Annotated in this window: 25 protein-coding genes and 1 riboswitch; of the genes, 18 read left to right on the top strand and 7 right to left on the bottom strand. The window is 25.7% G+C overall.

Annotated elements, in window-relative coordinates; translation table 11 throughout:
• Nucleotides 1-519: 519 nt before the first annotated feature.
• The 5 genes from rpmH to NQ543_RS12045 are packed head-to-tail and all read left to right on the top strand — an operon-like array spanning nucleotide 520 to nucleotide 3,775.
• Nucleotides 520-654, top strand: a complete 135-nt coding sequence (rpmH, locus tag NQ543_RS12065) for a 50S ribosomal protein L34 (RefSeq protein WP_003535525.1) — start codon at nucleotides 520-522, stop codon at nucleotides 652-654.
• A gap of 38 nt (nucleotides 655-692) precedes the next feature.
• Complete coding sequence (gene rnpA, locus NQ543_RS12060; RefSeq protein WP_004610867.1) at nucleotides 693-1,031, top strand: ribonuclease P protein component; 339 nt, start codon at nucleotides 693-695, stop codon at nucleotides 1,029-1,031.
• Nucleotides 1,032-1,901 (top strand): YidC/Oxa1 family membrane protein insertase, encoded by an 870-nt coding sequence (locus tag NQ543_RS12055; RefSeq protein WP_004610868.1) that lies wholly within the window; start codon nucleotides 1,032-1,034, stop codon nucleotides 1,899-1,901.
• 36 nt (nucleotides 1,902-1,937) lie between these two features.
• Nucleotides 1,938-2,540: an RNA-binding cell elongation regulator Jag/EloR gene (jag, locus tag NQ543_RS12050; protein ID WP_004610869.1), complete on the top strand. Its 603-nt coding sequence runs from the start codon at nucleotides 1,938-1,940 to the stop codon at nucleotides 2,538-2,540.
• Nucleotides 2,541-2,590: 50 nt separating this feature from the next.
• Nucleotides 2,591-3,775, top strand: coding sequence for an MFS transporter (locus NQ543_RS12045; protein ID WP_039904805.1), 1,185 nt, complete (start codon nucleotides 2,591-2,593; stop codon nucleotides 3,773-3,775).
• A gap of 151 nt (nucleotides 3,776-3,926) precedes the next feature.
• Here the strand turns inward: NQ543_RS12045 and NQ543_RS12040 are convergent, their stop codons facing one another.
• The 3 genes from NQ543_RS12040 to NQ543_RS12030 form a co-directional block, all read right to left on the bottom strand.
• Complete coding sequence (locus tag NQ543_RS12040; RefSeq protein ID WP_004610871.1) at nucleotides 3,927-4,658, bottom strand: transposase; 732 nt, start codon at nucleotides 4,656-4,658, stop codon at nucleotides 3,927-3,929.
• Nucleotides 4,659-4,768: 110 nt separating this feature from the next.
• Nucleotides 4,769-5,293, bottom strand: a complete 525-nt coding sequence (locus NQ543_RS12035) for a transposase family protein (protein WP_004610872.1) — start codon at nucleotides 5,291-5,293, stop codon at nucleotides 4,769-4,771.
• Nucleotides 5,294-5,476: 183 nt separating this feature from the next.
• Nucleotides 5,477-6,457 (bottom strand): Gfo/Idh/MocA family protein, encoded by a 981-nt coding sequence (locus tag NQ543_RS12030; protein WP_004610873.1) that lies wholly within the window; start codon nucleotides 6,455-6,457, stop codon nucleotides 5,477-5,479.
• 183 nt (nucleotides 6,458-6,640) lie between these two features.
• On the opposite strand from NQ543_RS12030, the gene mnmE reads away from it, so the two are divergent.
• The 3 genes from mnmE to NQ543_RS12015 are packed head-to-tail and all read left to right on the top strand — an operon-like array spanning nucleotide 6,641 to nucleotide 9,064.
• Nucleotides 6,641-7,975 carry a tRNA uridine-5-carboxymethylaminomethyl(34) synthesis GTPase MnmE gene (mnmE, locus tag NQ543_RS12025; RefSeq protein WP_004610874.1) on the top strand — a complete coding sequence of 445 codons (1,335 nt, stop codon included), beginning with the start codon at nucleotides 6,641-6,643 and terminating at the stop codon, nucleotides 7,973-7,975.
• 1 nt (nucleotide 7,976) lies between these two features.
• Nucleotides 7,977-8,204, top strand: coding sequence for a hypothetical protein (locus NQ543_RS12020; protein ID WP_004610875.1), 228 nt, complete (start codon nucleotides 7,977-7,979; stop codon nucleotides 8,202-8,204).
• Nucleotides 8,205-8,212: 8 nt separating this feature from the next.
• The gene (locus NQ543_RS12015; protein ID WP_004610876.1) at nucleotides 8,213-9,064 is read left to right on the top strand and encodes a mechanosensitive ion channel family protein; all 852 of its coding nucleotides are present in this window, start codon (nucleotides 8,213-8,215) and stop codon (nucleotides 9,062-9,064) included.
• Nucleotides 9,065-9,075: 11 nt separating this feature from the next.
• Here the strand turns inward: NQ543_RS12015 and NQ543_RS12010 are convergent, their stop codons facing one another.
• The 4 genes from NQ543_RS12010 to NQ543_RS11995 form a co-directional block, all read right to left on the bottom strand.
• Entirely contained in the window at nucleotides 9,076-10,419 is a 1,344-nt protein-coding gene (locus NQ543_RS12010) for a hemolysin family protein (protein ID WP_004610877.1), read from the bottom strand.
• Nucleotides 10,420-10,550: 131 nt separating this feature from the next.
• A complete protein-coding gene (locus tag NQ543_RS12005) occupies nucleotides 10,551-11,771 on the bottom strand; it encodes an MFS transporter (RefSeq protein WP_004610878.1) in 1,221 nt (406 codons plus the stop codon).
• Entirely contained in the window at nucleotides 11,764-12,546 is a 783-nt protein-coding gene (locus tag NQ543_RS12000; RefSeq protein WP_004610879.1) for a zinc dependent phospholipase C family protein, read from the bottom strand. Before NQ543_RS12000 ends, NQ543_RS12005 begins: the two co-directional genes overlap by 8 nt.
• Before the next feature lie 80 nt (nucleotides 12,547-12,626).
• Entirely contained in the window at nucleotides 12,627-12,977 is a 351-nt protein-coding gene (locus tag NQ543_RS11995) for an arsenate reductase family protein (protein ID WP_004610880.1), read from the bottom strand.
• A 110-nt stretch (nucleotides 12,978-13,087) separates the two neighbouring features.
• Here NQ543_RS11995 and NQ543_RS11990 point away from each other — a divergent pair, with 110 nt between their 5' ends.
• From NQ543_RS11990 to dapB, 10 genes are all read left to right on the top strand, one after another.
• Nucleotides 13,088-14,044 (top strand): glycosylasparaginase, encoded by a 957-nt coding sequence (locus tag NQ543_RS11990; RefSeq protein WP_039904807.1) that lies wholly within the window; start codon nucleotides 13,088-13,090, stop codon nucleotides 14,042-14,044.
• 18 nt (nucleotides 14,045-14,062) lie between these two features.
• Nucleotides 14,063-14,233, top strand: coding sequence for a hypothetical protein (locus NQ543_RS11985; protein ID WP_004610882.1), 171 nt, complete (start codon nucleotides 14,063-14,065; stop codon nucleotides 14,231-14,233).
• A gap of 21 nt (nucleotides 14,234-14,254) precedes the next feature.
• A complete protein-coding gene (locus tag NQ543_RS11980; protein ID WP_083784308.1) occupies nucleotides 14,255-14,797 on the top strand; it encodes a winged helix-turn-helix domain-containing protein in 543 nt (180 codons plus the stop codon).
• Complete coding sequence (locus NQ543_RS11975; RefSeq protein ID WP_004610884.1) at nucleotides 14,794-15,807, top strand: sensor histidine kinase; 1,014 nt, start codon at nucleotides 14,794-14,796, stop codon at nucleotides 15,805-15,807. Before NQ543_RS11980 ends, NQ543_RS11975 begins: the two co-directional genes overlap by 4 nt.
• 69 nt (nucleotides 15,808-15,876) lie before the next feature.
• A complete protein-coding gene (locus NQ543_RS11970) occupies nucleotides 15,877-16,644 on the top strand; it encodes an ABC transporter ATP-binding protein (RefSeq protein ID WP_039904809.1) in 768 nt (255 codons plus the stop codon).
• A complete protein-coding gene (locus NQ543_RS11965) occupies nucleotides 16,634-17,233 on the top strand; it encodes an FtsX-like permease family protein (protein ID WP_004610886.1) in 600 nt (199 codons plus the stop codon). Before NQ543_RS11970 ends, NQ543_RS11965 begins: the two co-directional genes overlap by 11 nt.
• A 20-nt stretch (nucleotides 17,234-17,253) precedes the next feature.
• Entirely contained in the window at nucleotides 17,254-18,612 is a 1,359-nt protein-coding gene (locus NQ543_RS11960; RefSeq protein ID WP_244942721.1) for an FtsX-like permease family protein, read from the top strand.
• A gap of 169 nt (nucleotides 18,613-18,781) precedes the next feature.
• A riboswitch (Lysine riboswitch) is annotated at nucleotides 18,782-18,955 on the top strand.
• A gap of 63 nt (nucleotides 18,956-19,018) precedes the next feature.
• On the top strand, nucleotides 19,019-19,489 hold the full coding sequence (locus NQ543_RS11955) for an ACT domain-containing protein (protein WP_004610888.1): 471 nt from the start codon (nucleotides 19,019-19,021) through the stop codon (nucleotides 19,487-19,489).
• A gap of 9 nt (nucleotides 19,490-19,498) precedes the next feature.
• Nucleotides 19,499-20,392: a 4-hydroxy-tetrahydrodipicolinate synthase gene (dapA, locus tag NQ543_RS11950; RefSeq protein WP_004610889.1), complete on the top strand. Its 894-nt coding sequence runs from the start codon at nucleotides 19,499-19,501 to the stop codon at nucleotides 20,390-20,392.
• 154 nt (nucleotides 20,393-20,546) lie between these two features.
• Nucleotides 20,547-21,290 (top strand): 4-hydroxy-tetrahydrodipicolinate reductase, encoded by a 744-nt coding sequence (gene dapB, locus NQ543_RS11945; RefSeq protein ID WP_004610890.1) that lies wholly within the window; start codon nucleotides 20,547-20,549, stop codon nucleotides 21,288-21,290.
• The last annotated feature ends 17 nt before the right edge of the window (nucleotides 21,291-21,307 follow it).

Genomic DNA, 21,307 nt, shown 5'->3' with positions numbered 1-21,307 from the left:
TTTTTCACCTCCGCACCTTAATTATAAGCAAATAAGGCACAAATTTAAAGTAAAAAAACTAAGGTAGGTAATTGTTCACAAAGATATTCACAATATTTGTTATATTTTATAAGCTTTTCGACATATTTTCACAATATTCACAAGTTTATTTATGCATATAGGAAAATGTGAATGTGAAGTTTGTGATAAAAAAATAGATTTTTTATTTAGATTCACGATAAAGTCACAATAAATATCTAATAGCGACAAGTATTTTTATAATTTTTCACATTTATTCACAATTAAAAACACATATATATAATATTGTGGATAAACTATGCGTTTTATAGTGAAATTTAATGAAAAAGGATGTCTTTTAAAAGTCACAAAAATTGTGACTTTTATTAATGAGATTAAATAATATCGATTATTTAATGGACTTTTTCCTTTAATTTCATTGACTTAAAGAGCATTTTCATATAAAATGGGGGAGCATATGTTATTTGTATAAAAAATATAGTATTTTTGGAGGTGTAATAAATGAAAAGAACATATCAACCAAATAAAAGAAAAAGATCAAAAACTCATGGTTTTAGAGCTAGAATGGCTACTGTAGGAGGAAGAAAAGTGCTTGCACGTCGCCGTAAAAGAGGAAGAAAAGTCTTATCTGCTTAAGAAAATCCACTTTACGGTGGGTTTTTTTTCTAAAAATTATGAAAAAAGAATACCGAGTAAAAAAAAATGAAGATTTTAGTCGTATAATTAAAAGAAAACAAAGTATGGCTAATCGAACTTTTATTATTTATTATTTAAAAAATGATATTGGACATGCTCGTATTGGAATATCTGTGAGTAAAAAATTAGGTAAAGCTGTAATCAGGAATAAAATTAAACGACAAGTTCGGATGATTGTCAAAGAAACAATAAATTTAGATGATAATTATGATTATATAGTAATTGTTAGAAATAAATTTTTAGATTTAAATTTTACTTCTAACTTAAAAGAATTTAATTATTTATATGAAAAAATATTAAAAAGGATGGAAAATTAAATGGTATTAGATAACAAGACTAAAAAAATATTAAAAGTGTTTTGTTTAGTTTTCTTTATTGCTATCTTAACTGGATGTACTGCAAATCTTGATAAAAACGGTAATTTAATCGATTCAAGAGCAATAACAATGTCAACACCGTGGTCATTGAGTGCAGGATGGTTTGACTTTTTGTTTGTTATACCGATAGCTAAGGGAATTTTGTTTATTAATCAGTATGTAGGAAATGTTGCTATCGGGGTAATTGGGGTTACAATTGTTGTGAATTTAATTACCTTACCGATAATGGTTAAATCAACTGTATCAACACAAAAAATACAGTTATTACAACCAGAAATGGAAAAAATACAAAATAAGTATAGAGGACGTAAAGATCAAGCTTCACAAATGCGACAAAATGCTGAAATTCAAAATTTATACAAAAAACATAATGTAAGCATGTTTGGCTCATTTGCAACTTTCTTAACATTACCAATTATGATTGCAATGTGGCAGGCAGTTCAAAGAATTGATATTTTGTATAAAACATCATTATTTGGAATTAATTTAGGTGAAAAACCAATTAGTCATATAATGGAATTTAGTATTGAATATATTGTATTATTATTACTAGTAGCAGTGACTCAATATTTTGCAGTGCAGATATCACAAATAATGGCTAAACGTTCGCCAAGATATCGTCCGAGTCAACAAATGCAAACAATGAATACAATGAATAATGTAATGACATTGTTTATTGTTTATTTAGCAGCTACAATGCCAGCAGCAATGTCCTTATATTGGATAACTACTAATATTATCGGTATTGTAAGAACTGTATATATTCAATTCTTCCATATTGAAAAAGTAAAAAAAGAAGTTAATAAATAATGTATTAGCTTTTATAAGGGAAGCAAGGTGAAATAAATGTTTAGAAGATTTACAGCAAAAACTGTACAGGATGCTGTTAATTTGGCTTGTCAAGAATTAAATGTAACTGTTGATGAATTAAATTATGAAGTAATAAGTGAAACAAAAACTTTTTTCACTAAAAGAGCGGAAATAGAATGCTACACTATAGCTATGGTTCAAGAATATATTGAAGGATATGTTAGAAGATTTATCAGTGAAATGGGATTTGAAGTTGAAACTGTTTCTTATTTACAAGATGGACGTATATATTGCAATATAAATACAAGCAACAACTCTATATTGATTGGAAAAGCTGGTGTAATCTTAAGAGCAATTAATTTTATTGTAAAAAATGCAGTAAGTACTACATATAAAAAAAGAATTGAATTAAGTGTTGATATTAATGGTTATAAAGAAGAACGTTATAAAAAAGTAGCTAGCATGGCAAGAAAATTAGGAAAACAAGTTTTAAGAACTAAAGCTGATATCAAACTTGATCCAATGCCTGCTGATGAACGTAAAGTTATGCATCAAGAGTTAGCTAAATTAGATCATGTAAAAACACAGAGCTATGGTGAAGGAAAAAATAGACATATGGTTATTTCATATATAGAATAAACACATGTTTTCATGTGTTTTTCTTTATAAAAAGAGTGATGAGGGATAATATGAATAAATTAATAGTTTTTTTTATAATTAATGGTATGTTTAATTTAGCAGCTAATTTTGCTCATCCCATTACACCAACAGTAATAAAAAACTTAGCTTTAGGAGATTATATGTTTGGAGTTGCTTATGGGGCGATGATGGGATTAAATTTTTTATTTTCACCTTTTTGGGGAAAATTAAATGAGCAAATTAACAGCAAAACAACAATGTTGATTTGTGGTATTGGTTATGCTGTGGGACAAATACTATTTTGGCAATCAACATCACAAACTACATTGATTTTTGCTCGAATGTTTTCTGGTTTTTTTACCGGTGGAGCATATGTTAGTTTTTTAACGTATGTAGTTAATGTTACACCAGTTGAAAAAAGAGGTCAAAATTTAACAATTTTAGCAACAGTAGCAAGTGTCTGTGCAGCTTTTGGATATTTTATTGGTGGAATGTTAGGTGAGATATCAATTGATTTAACATTTGTAGTACAAGCAATTGTTTTGGCTAGTAGTGGAGTATTATTTTATATATTTTGTAATAATGATTGTAATACTATAAAAAAACAAAAATTAAGTGTATTAGTTAAACAAGCAAATCCGTTTATTTCTTTTAAACAAGCAAAGTCATTTATGAATAAAAAATATTTTATTTTATTTATTATTTGTTGTTTATCTTTTATTGGATTTACAGCATTTGAACAAAGTTTTAATTATTATATAAAAGATATTTTTAATCTAAGTTCTGGATATAATGGAATCATAAAAGCTGCTATTGGTTTTATTTCATTAATTGCAAATGGAACAATCTGTTTGTGGATTATTAAATATACTAATGTTTCTAAAGCATCGATATTTTTATTATTAATTAGTAGTATTACGATGTTTAATGTATTACTAACTAATAATATTATAATTTTTATATTATTAAATGTTGTTTATTTTGCATTAAATGCAATTATTGTACCGGTTATCCAGGATTTAATTGCAAGTAGATCAAATAATAAAAATACAAATATTGTTATGGGATTTTATAATGCAATTAAATCATTAGGAGGAATTTTAGGTGCATTAATAGCAGGTTTTCTTTATGTTTTTAATCCAAGATTACCATTTATTTCAGGTCTTATTACATTTATTTTAGCGACAATATTATCAGTGTATTACTATATTTTAATTAAAAAAGAAAGAGTATAAATTATTATGGCGCTCTAAATAATCAGACGCTTTAGTGAAAATCGCTCTAAAATATTAAGGGGAATATTGATTATAAATCAGTATTTCCTTTAAAATATCTGTTGCTTTTTGGAGGATAATTAGGATGATGTCTAGTCCTAGTTTTCCTCCTTTATTTATATGTTTTTACTATTTTTGTTTTCTTATAGGCTCCTCTGGGGGTACCTGTACGTTTAATTTTGTTTTTGTGTTCATTCATAGAATATGTTTCATATTTGTTTTGAGAGTATAAAATTCTGTTTCTTGCACTTTGAAAATTAGTCATACCATTTGCATTAGATAATATCTTTTTTATGTAATTGTTTTTACCTTCAACTGGTCCATTAGATATACGTCTATTGTTTATCCAGATAAACGAATTTAGTATTTCTTCCTTCCAGCTGCTTAGTATCTGTGCAACACTGATACTTTCTTCAACTTGTGTATGTTTAAATCTTTTTATCACGTTATTAAATTCTTTTCTTTTATCGCTATTATTAGCTTCTTCCTTTGTAACCTGATCAAATATGAGATATTCTTCTTTAGCGCTATATGCCTGTTTGAGCTCATCATCAAAGCTTAATAAACTTTCAAGTATCATATTCTCTGTTACATAATGTTTTAACAGCTTATCGTATTTAAATACTTCATGGTCTATATAGTTTCCAGATTTGAGTAATATTTTATATCGATGCTTTAATAATCTGTACTCCAGTGATTTTTTGTTTTGTGCATATTTACGCATGATTCTTTTTCGAGTATGATTTAGTCGATCATTTATTAAACGGATTACATGAAAATGATCAATCAGCAAGGTCGATTTAGGAAAATATGTCTTTAACAGAGGTTTAAATACAAAATGCATGTCAGTACATATATACTCGACCTTTTTTTCTCTAGACTGATTTTAAAGAAATAATCTGACATGATATCATGAGTTCTCGACTCAACAACGATATCAACTATTAAATTGTTTTAAAAGTTCATAAGAATTGAAGGATATTTATATTTAGTACTTCTAAAAAAATGGAATTTATCAATCAGTAAAACTCTAGGTAAAGTATGTTTTTTGATTCTTACGAATGTATCAAATATATCCATGATTCTAGTAGAAGATACACCATACATTCTAGCTATTGAAGCATAAGTAGTATTGTAAGGTTTTAGCTTATTCAGAATGGAAATAATAGCTGTTCGTGTAAATGACCAGGCATCATATGCTATTGGATTTATATCTGAGAATGAAAAATCGCAGTCTAAACATTTATATCTTTTGACATAAGTAATCATTTTAACAGGTTTATCATTTATGGGTGCAGACACCAGTGATCTTTTTTTATTACCTTTATTAATGAAATGTATGCTGCCACAGTTAGGACAATATTTTCTAGATGGTTTAAATATAATGTTGATTTCGTAATTCAATTCTTTATTGTCAACAGTAAAGAATTCAACATCATCATCTTTAATATCAAATAATTGTAATAATTCTTTATTCATTATACTTTAATCAGGCTAGAACTAGATTATAAAATTGTATCAAAAAAGGGTGTGATATCACACCCCACGATATTTTTAGAGGGTATACCTACTGATATTTTATAGCGTCCCTTTAAGCTTCGGATATTTTAGTATACCATTATTATTTAAATATAATAATCTATACTCTTTTTCATCATTAAATTATTTTTCACATCCAAAAACAATGTTGGCGCTTTTTCTAGCTTTTGTTAAAACATCCATAACAATTCTTGAATGTTTAAGCATTTTATCACACACTTCATAATTTTTGTTATCAATATATTCACTAAAACATTTAAATTCAGAGTACATACGATGTTTATCTAATGAATCAATAACATATTTTTCTTTATTTTTAATAAGACTAACATCTGCTAAAGTACTAGTTGGACCTTCAATTTTAATACATCCAAGATCTCCTTGAATAGTTGAAGTGATAGGAGCATCACAATCCTTAGCTCCAATACAAATTGCTTTTAAAGAGTCATACTCTAAAACAACAATACCAGAAGTATCAATTCCTCGTTCAATGTTAGCAAAATAATGCACATTTTTAGGTTTACCAAATAAACCTACTACAAAATGAATGTTGTAAATATTCAAATCCATTAAAGCTCCACCAGATTGATTAACATCAAAAACTGGTAATATTTCACCACGTTTAAATGCATCATAACGAGATGAATATTGTGAATAATTAGATGAGATAATACCTATTTTTCCAATTTCATTTAATTTATTTTTTATATCTTGATAAGTAGGAAGATATTGATTAGTAATTGCTTCAAAAAGAAGACAATTTTGTTGTTTTGCTATTTTAATTAATTCATCTAATTCAGTTATATTAGAAGTAAAAGGTTTTTCACAAATTACATGTTTATTATGTAATAATGCTTTTTTTGTATATTCATAATGAAGATGATTAGGTAAAGCAATATAAATTGTATCAATTTGTGAATCATTTAATAATTTGTCATAATCATAATAAGCTTTTTTTATATGATATTGATCGATAATTTTTTCAATTTTCGTCCTTGATTTTTCTCTACCTAAAATAGCAACTAACTCAATATTTTTAATACTTTCAACAAAAGATAATAAATCATTGACAATCATGCCACTACCAATAATTCCTAATTTCATTTTGACCTCCGTTCTTTACATAAATGAAAAATATTTTAATATGTAGAGAGAAACAGAAAATTAATTTGTAAATGTTATTTATTATAAAACTTTTCCTCTACTTATAAATATTATAACATTGATTGGGTATATTAATTAATAATAATTTGTGATAAAATACAAAAGATAAAGGATGGTGATATTTTGAACGAGTATATAATTGTTGCAGTTGCAACAAGTCGTTTAGAAGCTGCTATTTCAATTATAAGAATAAGTGGTCCAGAAAGTATAGCATTTGTTCAAAAATTTTTTACAGGAAAGATAATTGACAAAGAAAGTCATACAATAAATTATGGGTATATTATTGATGATGGAAAAAGAATTGATGAAGTATTAGTAAATATATATCGTGGAAAGAAAACTTTTACAGGTGAAGAAATGGTAGAAATAAATTGTCATGGTGGCGTGTATATTACTAAACGAGTTTTAGAAGTATGTATAAAAAATGGTGCAAGAATAGCTGAACGTGGTGAATTTAGTAAACGAGCATTTTTAAATGGAAGAATTGATTTATCTCAAGCAGAAGCTATTAGTGATATTATTAGTGCTAAAAATAGTTATGCAAGTGAATTAGCATTAAATGGAATTAGAGGAAATATTAGTAATTTTATTGAAGATTTAAAAGAAGATTTAATTAAAATAATAACACAAATAGAAGTTAATATTGATTATCCTGAATATGATGATGTTGAAGAATTAACAGCAACTTCTTTATTACCAGAAAGTAAGGTTCTTTTAGAAAAAATGAATAAAATATTAAACGATTCGAAGAATATTAAATTAGTAAAAGAAGGAATCAAAACGGTCATAATTGGAAAACCAAATGTTGGTAAAAGTAGTTTGTTAAATGCTTTATTACAAGAAGAAAAAGCAATTGTTACAAATATTGCTGGAACTACTAGAGATATTGTTGAAGGTAGTATTAGTATAGATGGTATTGTTTTAAATATGATTGATACTGCAGGAATTCGTGAAACTGATGATATCATTGAAAGTATGGGTGTTGAAAAATCTAAAGAATTGATCAATCAAGCTGATTTGGTTTTATTAGTTATTGATGGTTCTTTAAAATTGGATCAAGGAGATCAAGAATTATTAGAACTTACAAATGATTCTAATCGAATTATTGTTTTAAATAAAGCAGATCAAGGAATTAAAGTTAATTTAGATGGAGTAGTAATCAGTGCTAAAGATAGTGATATTGGAGCATTGACTAATAAAGTAAAAGAAATGTTTGAATTAGGAAAAATTATTGATAATAATGATCACATATTAACTAATGCTCGTCAGACAATGTTACTTCAAAAAGCTAGTCAAGCTTTAAATCAAGCAGTAGAAGCAATGAAGATGTTAGTACCAACTGATTTAATTGTTACAGATTTATATGAATGTTGGAATAATTTAAAAGAAATATTAGGAGAAAAAGCAAAAGAAGATTTATTGGACGAACTATTTAAACGCTTTTGTATAGGTAAATAAGATGAATAAAAATGAATTATTAGCTTCAAAATTTATGCTCTTTTCTAAATATTCAGGAATTATAACGATAATTTCCATTATTGTTTTTTTAATAATAAATACTTTCAATACGGGTAATAATACTTTATTTTGGATTAGCTATTTATCAATAATAGTAGCTATGATTGGTGCAATTCAATGTTTATGTTTACGTTTGTTATCAATGTATTATAAAACAAAAATTAAGTAGGTGATTTAATGGAAAATATCTATAAACAAATAGATGGTATATTTAAAAATGGCTTAATAAATAGTGGAATTAGTATTATTTTGTCAATTATTGCAATATTAATTATAAATAAGATTATAAATAAAGTTTTAAAAAAACAAATTAAAGATCCTTTAAAATTAACTTTACCAATGCGAATAAAAAGAATTGTTTTAATAGTTTTGATTTTAGCTGTTATTATGAGCGAAATCAAAGCAATGGAATCAATTATCAAAGCATTACTTGCAAGTGGGGGAATTATTGCAGTTGTTGTTGGGTTAGCTTCACAAGAGGCTGCAAGTAATTTGATTAATGGATTTATGATTATGACTTATAAACCTTATAAAATAGGTGATTTTGTTAATGTTCAAGAATATAATGTTCGTGGTACAGTTATTGATATTTCAATGAGACATAGTATTATTGAGACAATTGAACGTACACAAATAATTATTCCTAATGCAATTATGAATAAAGCAATAATTGAAAATATTTCAAATGTAAAAGCCCAAAAAGCTAATTATTTATATGTTGAAATATCTTATGAAAGTGATATACAGAAAGCAATTAAAATTATTCAAGAAGAGGGAACCAAACATCCCCTATGTTTAGATGGTCGAACTGATGAACAAATACAACAAAACGAACCAATGATAAATGTTCATTGTGTTGAATTTAATCCAAGTGGTATTCAATTAAGGGCAACATTATTAACAAAAGATAATTCATCAGGTTTTCAATTATTATCTGATTTACGCTTTAAAATTAAAGCTCGCTTTGATGAAGAAGGTATTGAGATTCCATATCCACACCATGTTGTAATAAACGAAACAAATAAATAAAAGAACCAATTTTAGTCTTCGCTAAAATCTGGTTCTTTTTCTTTTTCATTAATCGTTAATTTTATTTTTGTAACACGATTACCCTTGACACCGATAATCAAAAAAGTAAGATTTTCATATTTTACAGTTCGTTGTTGATTTTCTTCAGGAATTTCTCCTAATAGATGAAGTACAAATCCACCTATAGTATCATGATTATTATTAGATAATTTTAAATCTAATTCATCATCAAGATCATCAAGTAAATAGTTTCCATCAACAATATAATTATTATTATCGATTTTTTTTAATTTAGGTTCATCATCATGATCATATTCATCTTCGATATCACCCATGATTTCCTCAATCAAATCTTCAACAGTAATAATTCCAGAAAATCCACCATACTCATCAACTAGAATAGCAATATGTTGATGTTCTTTTTGTAATTCTCTAAACAAATCATCAATATTTTTAGTTTCTAAAACAAAATAGGGTTTTCTTAGAAGTTTTTTAATATCTACGTTATCAAAACCAACTTTACGGGCTTCAATAGCAAAATCCTTCATGTTTAAAATACCGATAATATTATCAATAGAGTCATCATAAACTGGAATACGAGTATATTGCATAGTCATCATTTGATCAATATTATCACTTAATGCATCATTAATATCAATACAATATACATCAGTTCGTGGAGTCATAACGTTTAAAGCTAAACTATCGTCAAACTCAAAAATATTAGTAATCATATCTGTTTCAATTTCATTAAAAACACCATTTTCTTGGCCACTTTCAACCATTGAACGAATTTCTTCACGTGATAAAGATTCCTCAACATTTTCATCAGCCATCCCAAATATTCTTAAAATAAATTTAGTTGACCACGATAATATTTTAATAAATGGGCTAGCTATTTTACTAATAACTAAAATAGGTTTGGCACAGAACATTGAATATGATTCAGCTTTTTGTAAAGCAATTCTTTTAGGAACTAATTCTCCAAAAATTAAAGTAATAAATGAAATTAAAATAGTGATCAATACAACAGCAATAGTATCTGCATATGGAACACTCCAATTCTTTAATACATTAGCAAAGCTTTTAGAAATACCAGTAGCTGCACTTGCTGAGTTAAAGAAACCAGCTAAAGTAATTGCTACTTGAATAGTTGATAAAAAATTAGTTGGTTGATCAAGTAATTTTTCAACTAATTTAGCTTTCTTATTTCCTTCCTCGCTTAATCGATGAATCTTACTTTTATTAACTGAAACAATAGCCATTTCACTAGCTGCAAAATAAGCATTAATTAAAGTAAGAACAATGATCAAAACAATTTGAATAGCGATTGAAGGCTCGGGGTCTACGTCCATAAATTTAAACACTCCTTTTCCATTAAATTAAATTTTATGTGAATAATTTTATCAAAATTATGAAAAAAAGTAAATATAAGTAATACTTCATATTTAAATATTCTTATAAAATAACTAATAAAAATTAAAAATCAGTCTAACTTTGCACATTTAAATCTAAAAATAAGGCCACCAATTAAAAACATACAAGCAATTACGATAACTCCATATCTAGAATTATTAGTAATTTGAGTTGTAATTCCCATTAATAATGTTCCCATAAATGAAGCCCCTTTACCAAAAATATCAAAGATACTAAAATATTCACTAGCTTGGTTATCAGGAATAATTTTAGCATAATATGATCTTGAAAGGGCCTGAATTGCACCTTGGAAAATAGCAACAAAAACAGCTAATAGCCAAAATTTCCATGCACTATCTAGCCAGAGAGCAAATACAGCAATAAAGAAATACCCCATGATACAAGAAGTAATCAAGGACTTTAAAGAATATTTTTTAGTTAATTTACCAAAAATTATTGAAAATGGAAATGCCACGATTTGTGTGAGTAATAATGCTAATAATAAATTACTATCACTAATTCCTACATCTTTTCCATACGAAGTTGCCATTTCAATGATTGTATATACTCCATCAATATAGAAAAAGAATGCTAATAAGAAAAATAAAACTTTCTTATTATTTTTTATATTACTAAAAAGACGTTTAAAATTTTTAATAATTGGTTCTTTAACATTGTTACAATTAATCTGTTTATAATTTTTTAGTAATGGGATAGTAATTAATAACCACCATAATGCATTCATAATAAAGGCAATAGCAGTGGCTAAAGTAGCCGATATACCAATAGTATCACATCCTAAAATAAGCAATAAACTAATAGTAAAAGGAATACAGCTACCAATATATCCCCATGCATAACCATGGGAAGAAACTTCATCAATTCGATCACTAGTTGTTATATCAACTAACATCGAATCATAAAAAATTAAACTAGTTGCAAATCCAACTTTAGCAATAATAAATATCGTTAAAAAGACAATCCAGCCAACGGGAATAGAAAGAGCAGCAAGACCCAAAACACCAATCATCATAAAAAAAGTAAAAATAGGTTTTCGAGAATTTTTACGATCACCAATACTTCCTAAAAATGGACTGGTTAGTGCAACAAATAAAGTAGAAATAGAAACAGCATAACTATAATAAGCTGTAGAATCACTTAATGATATTCCAGCACTAGAAGCAATATTTTTAAAATAAATTGGAATAATTGTTGAAACAAGCATAACAAATGCTGAATTACCAACATCGTATAAAATCCAATATTTCTCTAATTTAGTAAGTTTATTCATAATTACAATTAAATCGTTTAGATATTCCAGTATTATTTTTTAAACTGTAACAATATCCAACTATCTCCTTTACTGCAATATTTGTTGCTTGAATGAATTGATTTACTAATACATCAATATTTTTTTCAATTCTTTTTTCAGGTATTTCGCGAATTATCATCCCTTGGTATTTTTTAGCATTAACTATTTTCATTGCTGTTAAAACAAAATTTCTCTTAATTTTATTTTTACATGCAAATAATTGATTAAAACGTCTAAATGATTTTAAAGCTATGAAAATATCTTTTGCTTCTAATTTAAAAAAAGGAGCAATAACTTTAGCCACCTCTAAATTAATTGTGTAATGCTTAGGTACACAAAAATTAAATTCATCATGGTTAATGATCATAAACCGTTGTTCTAAATCTCGTTCAATTTCAAAATGACTAATATTTTTATCTTTCATTGTTTTGTTAATATAACCATGACAGGTACTATCTAGAATAAAATGATTAATAAATCCTAAAATATAAGCTAAAGCACGTTTATCATAATTACTTTTTAATATCGTTAAAGCATTTTCAAAAAACTCCCTTGCAATATCTTCATGTAATTTGCTTCCTAAAGCACTAATAGAATTTTTTTTTAAAGGACGATAAAAAAATAAAATATCTGGTCCTTGAAGACCAATATTATAATAATTTATATTTTTATCAATAGTATTTTTAATCTCTTTATCATTTAAATTTTCTAAAACTAGATTGCCAAAGCATTGATGTGTATAACTTGCTGGCATATATAACCTCCTTGTATATTATATCAATATATAATTGTCTATACATTCAAATTAATCTAAAAATTATGTAAAGAATATAATTATTTTAAAGAATCGTATTCATTAGCTTTAAAACCAACTAGTACTCGATCATCAGTTTCAATAATTGGTCTTTTTACTAACATTCCATCACTTGCAAGTATAGTTAATTGTTCATCTTCACTCATAGTTGATAATTTATCTTTTAAATTTAATTCACGATATTTTAAACCAGAAGTATTAAAAAAGCGTTTAAGTGGAAGACCACTTTTCTTATATAACGTCAATAATTCATCTTTATTTAATTTTTCATCAACAATATGTCGTTTTGTATATTCTAAGCCTAACTGATCAAGATATTTTCTAGCTTTTATACAAGTACTACATTTTGGATATTCAATAAATTTTAACATAAAATCACCTCACATATAGTTTAACTTATTTATCTATATTATAACAATATCTAAGTTTAAAATGATAAAAAAAAGTGTTAAAATGGTTAATAAAAAAGGAGGATATCAAAATGTGGGGTATTATTGCAACATGGTGTATGGCTTATGATGGAATAAATAAAGCTAGTGAAATGTTAAAAAATGACGATGATGCTGGAAATGCGATAGAAGAAGCAATTAAAATTGTTGAAGATTGTCCATACTATAAAGCAGTTGGCTATGGTGGCCTTCCAAATAAAGAAATGGAAGTAGAATTAGATGCAGCATTTATGGATGGAGATACTTTAGATATTGGAGCAGTAGGAGCTATTAAGGATTTTGCAAATCCAATAAGTATTGCTCGTAGTTTATCAAAAGAAAAAGTCAATAATTTATTAGTAGGTTTAGGAGCTGAAAAATATGCTAGTAAAAAAGGCTTTAAAAGAAAAAATATGCTTAGTGATCGTGCTAAAATTCATTATCATAATCGAATAAAAGAAATAAAAGAACAAGATATAAAACCTTATTCAGGTCATGATACGGTAGGAATGGTTTGTTTAGATTCTAATGGTAAAATGACTAGTGCAACTTCTACAAGTGGATTGTTTATGAAGCATGCTGGTCGTGTTGGTGATTCGCCAATTTCTGGTTCAGGTTTTTATGTTGATAGTAAAGTTGGCGGAGCTAGTGCTACAGGATTAGGTGAAGATGTGATGAAAGGTTGTATTGCCTATGAAATAGTTAGATTAATGAAAGAAGGATTTCATCCTCAAGAAGCATGTCAAAAAGCAGTTAATTCATTTGATCAAGAATTAAGAGAACGTAGAGGAAAAGCTGGAGATATGTCATTAATTGCAATGAATAATCAAGGACAATGGGGTGTAGCTACTAATATTGAAAACTTTTCTTTTGTTGTAGCGACAAAAAATGAAGCACCAACTGTTTATATTACAAAAAATATTAATGGAAATTGTATTTATGAAAAAGCTAGTCAAGAATGGTTAGATGAATATACAAAAAGTCGAATGAAACCATTAGTAAAAAAATAATTCAATTAAGGAGCAAATATGGAAGAAAAATTAGATGAAATAATTAAGTTATTAAAAGGAATTGATGAAAAACTTGAAGTATTAGTTAATCAAAAAGTACCAAAGCCAAATAATTCAAATAAAGCAATATTATTAAAACAATATGAAGAAACAGAAAAACTATTTAATAAATTAATGAATAAAAAATAATTGAGGTTATGATATGAAAATATTATCAAAATCAATCCAGATTTAATTTTATTAGACATTAAATTACCGTATTTAAATGGTCAACAATTATTAAAACAAATTAGAAAAAACTCTAATGTACCAATAATTATGGTTACAAGTAAAGATAGTGAAATTGATGAAATATTAGCGATGAGTTATGGTGCTGATGATTATATTACCAAACCATATAATCCAACTATTTTACTATTGCATATTGAAGCAATTTTTAAAAGATTAAATAAAATTGATAATAATTTAGTTTATCATGGAGTTAATATTAATTTATCTAAGAGTATTTTAAAAAAAGATAATATTGAATTGTTACTAAGTAAAAATGAAATGAGTATATTTTATTTTTTGTTCATGAATCAAGGAAAAATAGTTAGCAGAGATGAAATTATGAATTATTTATGGGGAACTGATAAATTTATTGATGACAATACCCTAACAGTAAATATGACTAGATTAAAAAAGAAATTAGTACAGATTGGATTAATTAACGTGATTGAAACAAGACGTGATCAAGGATATATATTGATATGAGTTTGAAAGAATATTTAAAAGATAATTTACGTTATTTTGTATTATGGTTATTGATGTTAGGAATAATAGATTTCTTTTTAATCATGTTTAAAATAACAAGTAGTTTAATTTGGATAATTACAATCGTAATTTTATCATCAATGATAATAATTTATGGTTATGATTACTATCGTAAAAGTGTTTTTTATCAAGATTTTATTAATAAACTAAACAAACTTGATAAAAAATGTTTAATTACCGAGTTAATAAAAAAACCTAATTTTTTAGATGGAAAAATATTATATGATTCATTGTATGAAATTGATAAATCAATGTATGAAGAAATTGAACAATATCTTCAAAATATCAATGATTTTAAAGAATATATAGAGTTATGGGTACATGAAGTTAAATTACCTATTGCTAGCAGTAAATTAATGATTTACAATCATGAAACCGATAAAAGAAAACTTCAAGAACAAATTAATCGAATCGAAAATTATGTTGAACAAGTATTATATTATATTCGTTTAGAAAACAGTGAGCATGATTATTTACTTAAAAAGTGTAATTTGGGAAAAATCATTCATAAAGTAATTAAACGTAATCAAGATAGTTTATTATTTCATAAAATAAGCATTGAAATAAAGAATATTAATGAAATTGTTATAAGTGATAGTAAGTGGTTAGAATTCATTATTAACCAAATTATTAGTAATAGTATAAAGTATCGAAGTAAAAAAGATTGTAAAATATTATTTAATGTAATAAATGATAATAATACTATTGCCTTGGAAATAATTGATAATGGAATTGGTATAGATAAAAAAGAACAAAAATATGTATTTAATAAATCATTTACTGGTCAAAATGGTCGTTTAGTATCCAGCTCTACAGGAATGGGATTATATATTACAAAATCGCTTTGTGATAAATTGGGACATAAAATTAAACTAGAATCAACACTTCATAAGTATACTAAAGTATCCATCTATTTTAATGATGACCAATATTACAATGTTGTAAGATAAATGTAAGGTATTTCGATGTTTATGAAAATACCTCTTTTTTATAATAAAGTTATAAAAGGAGGAGAAAAGATGAAAAATATTTTATTAATAGAAAACATTACTAAATATTATGGAAATAAAACAAATATTACCAAGGCATTAAATAATATTTCTCTAAAAATTGAGCGTGGTGAATTTGTTGCAATCATGGGAGCAAGTGGTTCTGGAAAAACTACTTTACTTAATGTTATTTCAACAATTGATAAAGTAACTGCAGGTCATATTTATATTGATGGTAAAGATATTACAAAATTAAAAGGAAGTATTTTAAATAAATTTAGAAGAGAAAAATTAGGATTTATTTTCCAGGATTTTAATTTATTAGATACTTTAACAGGATATGAAAATATTGCATTAGCTTTACAAATATTAAAAACAAATGTCAAAGATTTTGATAGTAAAATAAATAAAATAGCTGAAGAATTAGATATTAAAGATATTTTAACTAAATACCCTTGTGAAATGTCTGGAGGTCAAAAACAACGAATTGCTAGTGCTCGAGCGATAGTTACAAATCCTAAACTAATATTAGCCGATGAACCGACTGGAGCATTAGATTCTAAAAGTTCTAAAATGTTATTAGAAGGATTAAAAAGGTTAAATAATAACTATAATTCAACGATTTTAATGGTTACTCATGATGCTTTTAGTGCTAGTTATGCTTCTAGAGTTATTTTTATTAAAGATGGTAAATTATTTAATGAATTTGAACGAGGAAATAGTAGTAGAAAAGAATTTTTTGAAAAAATTATTGATGTTGTCTCAATTTTAGGAGGCGATATAAGTGATGTTATTTAAATTATCATTAAAAAATGTAAAAAAAAGCTTTAGTAACTATACAATATATTTTTTTACATTAATTCTAGGAATTTCTATTTTTTATATTTTTAATGCTTTAGAAACTCAAACAATAATGTTATCACTTAGTAAATCATTACATGAAATTATTAGTATGATGAATAACATAATTGTAGGTTTAAGTATTTTTGTTGCAATCATTTTAGGATTTTTAATTATTTATGCAAATCAGTTTTTAATTAAAAGACGTAAAAAAGAGTTTGCATTATATATGATATTAGGAATGTCAAAAAAACAAATATCAAAAATATTATTAGGTGAAACAATTACGATTGGATTTATATCACTCATGATTGGATTAATTATGGGGATTGGTTTATCACAAGTTATGTCAATCATTGTTGCAAATTTATTTGAAGCTAATATGAATGAGTATGTTTTTATTTTTTCTAAGAGTGCTTGTATTAAAACAATTATTTATTTTGGAATTATGTATATTTCAGTAATATTATTAAATACATTTAAAATAAATAAATGTAAGTTAATAGATTTGTTGTATGCAGATAAAAAAGCGTCAAAACAAAAATAAAAAATCCAATTCTTTGTGCATTGGTATTTATTTTTTCAATCTGCTTGTTAGCATATGCATATTATAATGTAACGATTGGAGCAGCTAATTTAAAAAATCAATTTTCTGTTTTATTACAGATGTTCTATGGAGCAACTGCTACGTATATGATATTTTGGTCATTATCTAATTTATTATTAAAAATAATGATGTTATTAAAGAATATTTATTTTAAATACTTAAATAGTTTTACATTAAAAGAAATAAGTAGTAAGTTAAATACTACAGTATTATCAACAACGATTATATGTTTAATGTTATTTGTAACAATTTGTATTTTATCAACATCTTTTGCAATTAATAATAGCATCAACACACAAATAGATTACTTTATACCAGTTGATCTTCAAATTGATATAAATGGTAATAAATCAGTTAGTAAATATTTATCTAAACAAAATATTGATATAAAAAATGATTTAAAAAATGTCTTAGAATTTAAAACATATACTACAGATCAATTAAAAATAAAAGATACTTTTGGAAGTGTATATAATGAAGCAAAAGAAAATTTTTTAAATTCAACTGAAATAATTATTAAACTTAGCGATTATAATAAATTAGCTAAATTATATAATTTACAAGAATATGATTTAAAAAATGAATATATAGTAGTATGTGATTTTGAAAGAATAAAAGAAAATAGAAACAAAAGTTTGAAAAATAAACCAGAAATAGTGATAGGCGATAAAAAATATAGTAGTAAATATGATCAATGTATGGATGGATTTTTGAGCATGGCAGGTGGTGAGGTGAATTTTGGTTTTTATATCTTACCTGATCAAGCAGTAAATGATTTTAATATAAGTAGTAGTTATTTAGTAGCTAATTATAATGTAATGAATGAAAATGATTATAATCAAATGATTTTAGAAAAACTTAATAATTTAAAAAATGAAGATGGTAATGTAAATACTCGTTTAGATATTTATAATGGAACAATAGGAATTACTACAATGATAATTTTTATTAGTTTATATTTAGGAATAGTATTTTTAATTGCTAGTGCAGCGATTATTGCATTAAAAGAATTATCACAAAATATTGATAATAAAGAAAAATATAGATTACTTAGAAAACTAGGAACTAGCGATAAAGATATTAATCATTCTTTATTTATTCAAATTTTAATTTATTTTGTTTCGCCATTAATCTTAGCTATTATTCATTCATTTTTTGGATTACAAGTTTGTAAAAATATGTTAGCTTCAACAACAAATCCTTTAACTGGAAATATAACTAATTCAATTTTATTGACAGCAGTGATACTTATTTTAATTTATGGAGGATATTTTTTATTTACTTATTATTGTAGTAAAAATTTTATTAAAGAAGAATAATTCAATAAAAATTTTATCTGATGTATTAATTTGGATTTAGAACATATATATTATTATCGAGTAAAAATTAAGAAAATTGGCAGATAAAAACAAGATATAAAGAATTATAATCAGTATTGTAATATATTATTTATTGTGATATATTATAGATAAATTAAATTAGAAATAAATAGAAGATAGAGGCGCGAATAGTTATGAAATTTTTATTGTAAGATGCAAACTAGATAAAAGTAGAGGAGCTTTCGCCGAAGAGATAAATGATTGCATGCATTTATACTCTGGTCTTATAGAGAATATCTATAAGACTGTCATTATCATTTGATAATGATGAGCTATCATTGTTCATATGTTGTTTATGTTGCAATGATATACTCATTGCAACTTTTTTTATAAAGGAGATAAAAAAATGGAAAAGATTGTTGAAGTAGTAAGTTATGAAGAAAATATTATTCAATTAAAACTAACTAATGTACCAAAACATCCAATGTTGATTGCAAAAATATTTACAATTTTAAGTGAGTGTAATGTAAATATTGATATGATTTCTCAAGTTATGATTGAAGATGCGATGCAAATTGAAATTACATTAGATGAAAAATATCAAAAGAATTTAAATGAAGCAATACTATGTTTAAAAAAAGAATTTGAACAATTAGAAATTGCAACTAATCGAAAATATTTTAAAATTGCTGTAGGTGGTAAACTAATTGAAACAACACCAGGAGCAGCAGCAAGGGTATTTACAGTTTTAGGTGAAAACAACATACATTTTTATCAAGTTACAACTTCAAAAAGAACAATTTCATTTATTATCGATAAAAATATTAAAGATTTGGCAATAACTAAAATTAATGAAGAGTTTGGTTTAAATAAATAGGAGGAGATTATGACTATTTTTAATGGAAGTGCAGTTGCACTAGTATTACCAATGCATGAAGATGGAAGTATTGATTTTGAAGGATTTAAAAAACAAGTACAAAGAATGATTGATGGTGGTGTACAGGCTTTATTAGTTAATGGAACAACTGGGGAAACAGCAACCATTACTATGGAAGATGAATTTGAATTATTAGATATTACTTTAAAAATGGCTAAAGAAAATGGTGTAAAAGTTATTGCAGGAGCAGGGTCTAATGATACTGCAACAGCATTAACAAAAGCTAAAAAAGCAAAAGAAAAAGGTGCTGATGCTATTTTAGTAGTTACTCCATACTACAATAAAACGAGTCAAAGAGGATTGATTACTCATTATACTACGATAGCTAATGAAGTTGATATTCCAATGATTCTTTACAATGTCCCAGGAAGAACAGGAGTAAAGATTGATGTAGATACAGTAGTTGAACTAGCAAAACACAAAAATATTGTAGCAATGAAAGATGCAACAGATAACATTGCATATGCAATAGAGGTAATGGCTAGAACACAAGGAATGGATTTTGATATGTATTCAGGATGTGATGATAATATCTTGCCATTTATTTGTGCAGGAGGTAAAGGAGTAATATCAGTATTATCTAATATTTATCCAAGTCAAACAGAATTATTAGCACAGTTAGCTTTAAAAGGAGATTTACCAAGAGCTCAAGAACTTGCTTATGCTCTAGAACCAGTAATTCGTTATCTATTTATAGATGTTAATCCAATTATGCCTAAAGCAGCTTTAGCAAGAATGGGTATTTGTAAACCAACACTAAGATTACCATTAATAGAACCAACTGAAGAAAACAAGAAATTATTATTTGATGCAATGGATAAATTTGAAAAATTAGGATTTTAGTTTAAAATAATATTAGTTTAAAAATCACAGTAAAAACAAATTCGTATCCGATTAGAATACGAATTTGTTTTATTAATATTTGATAAAAAAATAATCTTTTTGTTATAATTGTTTTTATAATTAAATTTTATAGATAGAAAGGAACATAGATAGAATGAAAGTAATAGTATATGGATATGGTTTAATGGGGAAAAAAGTTGCTAATCGAATTAGAAGTCAAAATGATATGGATCTAATAGCAGTTGTAAGTTATCAATTCGATGAAAAAATACCGGAAAAGTGTTTTAATTCTTTAAAAGAATGTGATGAAAAAGCAGATGTTATTATTGATTTTTCACATCCAAATAATTTAGATGATATCTTGACTTATGCAAAAGAAAATAAATGTAAACTAGTAATTGCTACAACAGGATATAGTGAAGAACAATTAGAAAAAATAAAAGAAGCATCTAAAGACATTTCTATCTTTCAATCATATAACACATCATATGGAATACAGATGGTAACAAAAATATTAAGACAAGTAGCAAAAGAATTTTACAATGCAGGATATGATATTGAAATTTTAGAAAAACATCATAATCAAAAAATAGATGCACCATCTGGTACAGCTAAATTATTATATGAAGTAATGGAAGAAGAAATTAAAGAAATAACACCAATTTATGATCGTAGTTCCATCCATGAAAAAAGAAAACATGAAGAAATTGGAATTCAAGCACTACGTGGAGGTACTATTTTTGGTGAACATACTGTAATGTTTGCAGGAATAGATGAAATTATTGAAATAAAACATACAGCATTATCAAAAGAAGTATTTGTACAAGGAGCAATCAGTGCAGCATATGCATTAATTGATAAAGAAAATGGTCTTTATACATTGAAATCATTATACTAATTAAGTCAAGGGGGATA

It is taken from the genome of Thomasclavelia spiroformis DSM 1552, from assembly GCF_025149465.1.
Taxonomy (GTDB): domain Bacteria; phylum Bacillota_I; class Bacilli_A; order Erysipelotrichales; family Coprobacillaceae; genus Thomasclavelia; species Thomasclavelia spiroformis.
The sequence above is the reverse complement of the archived record's forward strand: the minus strand, read 5'-3'. Positions and strand labels throughout refer to the sequence as shown.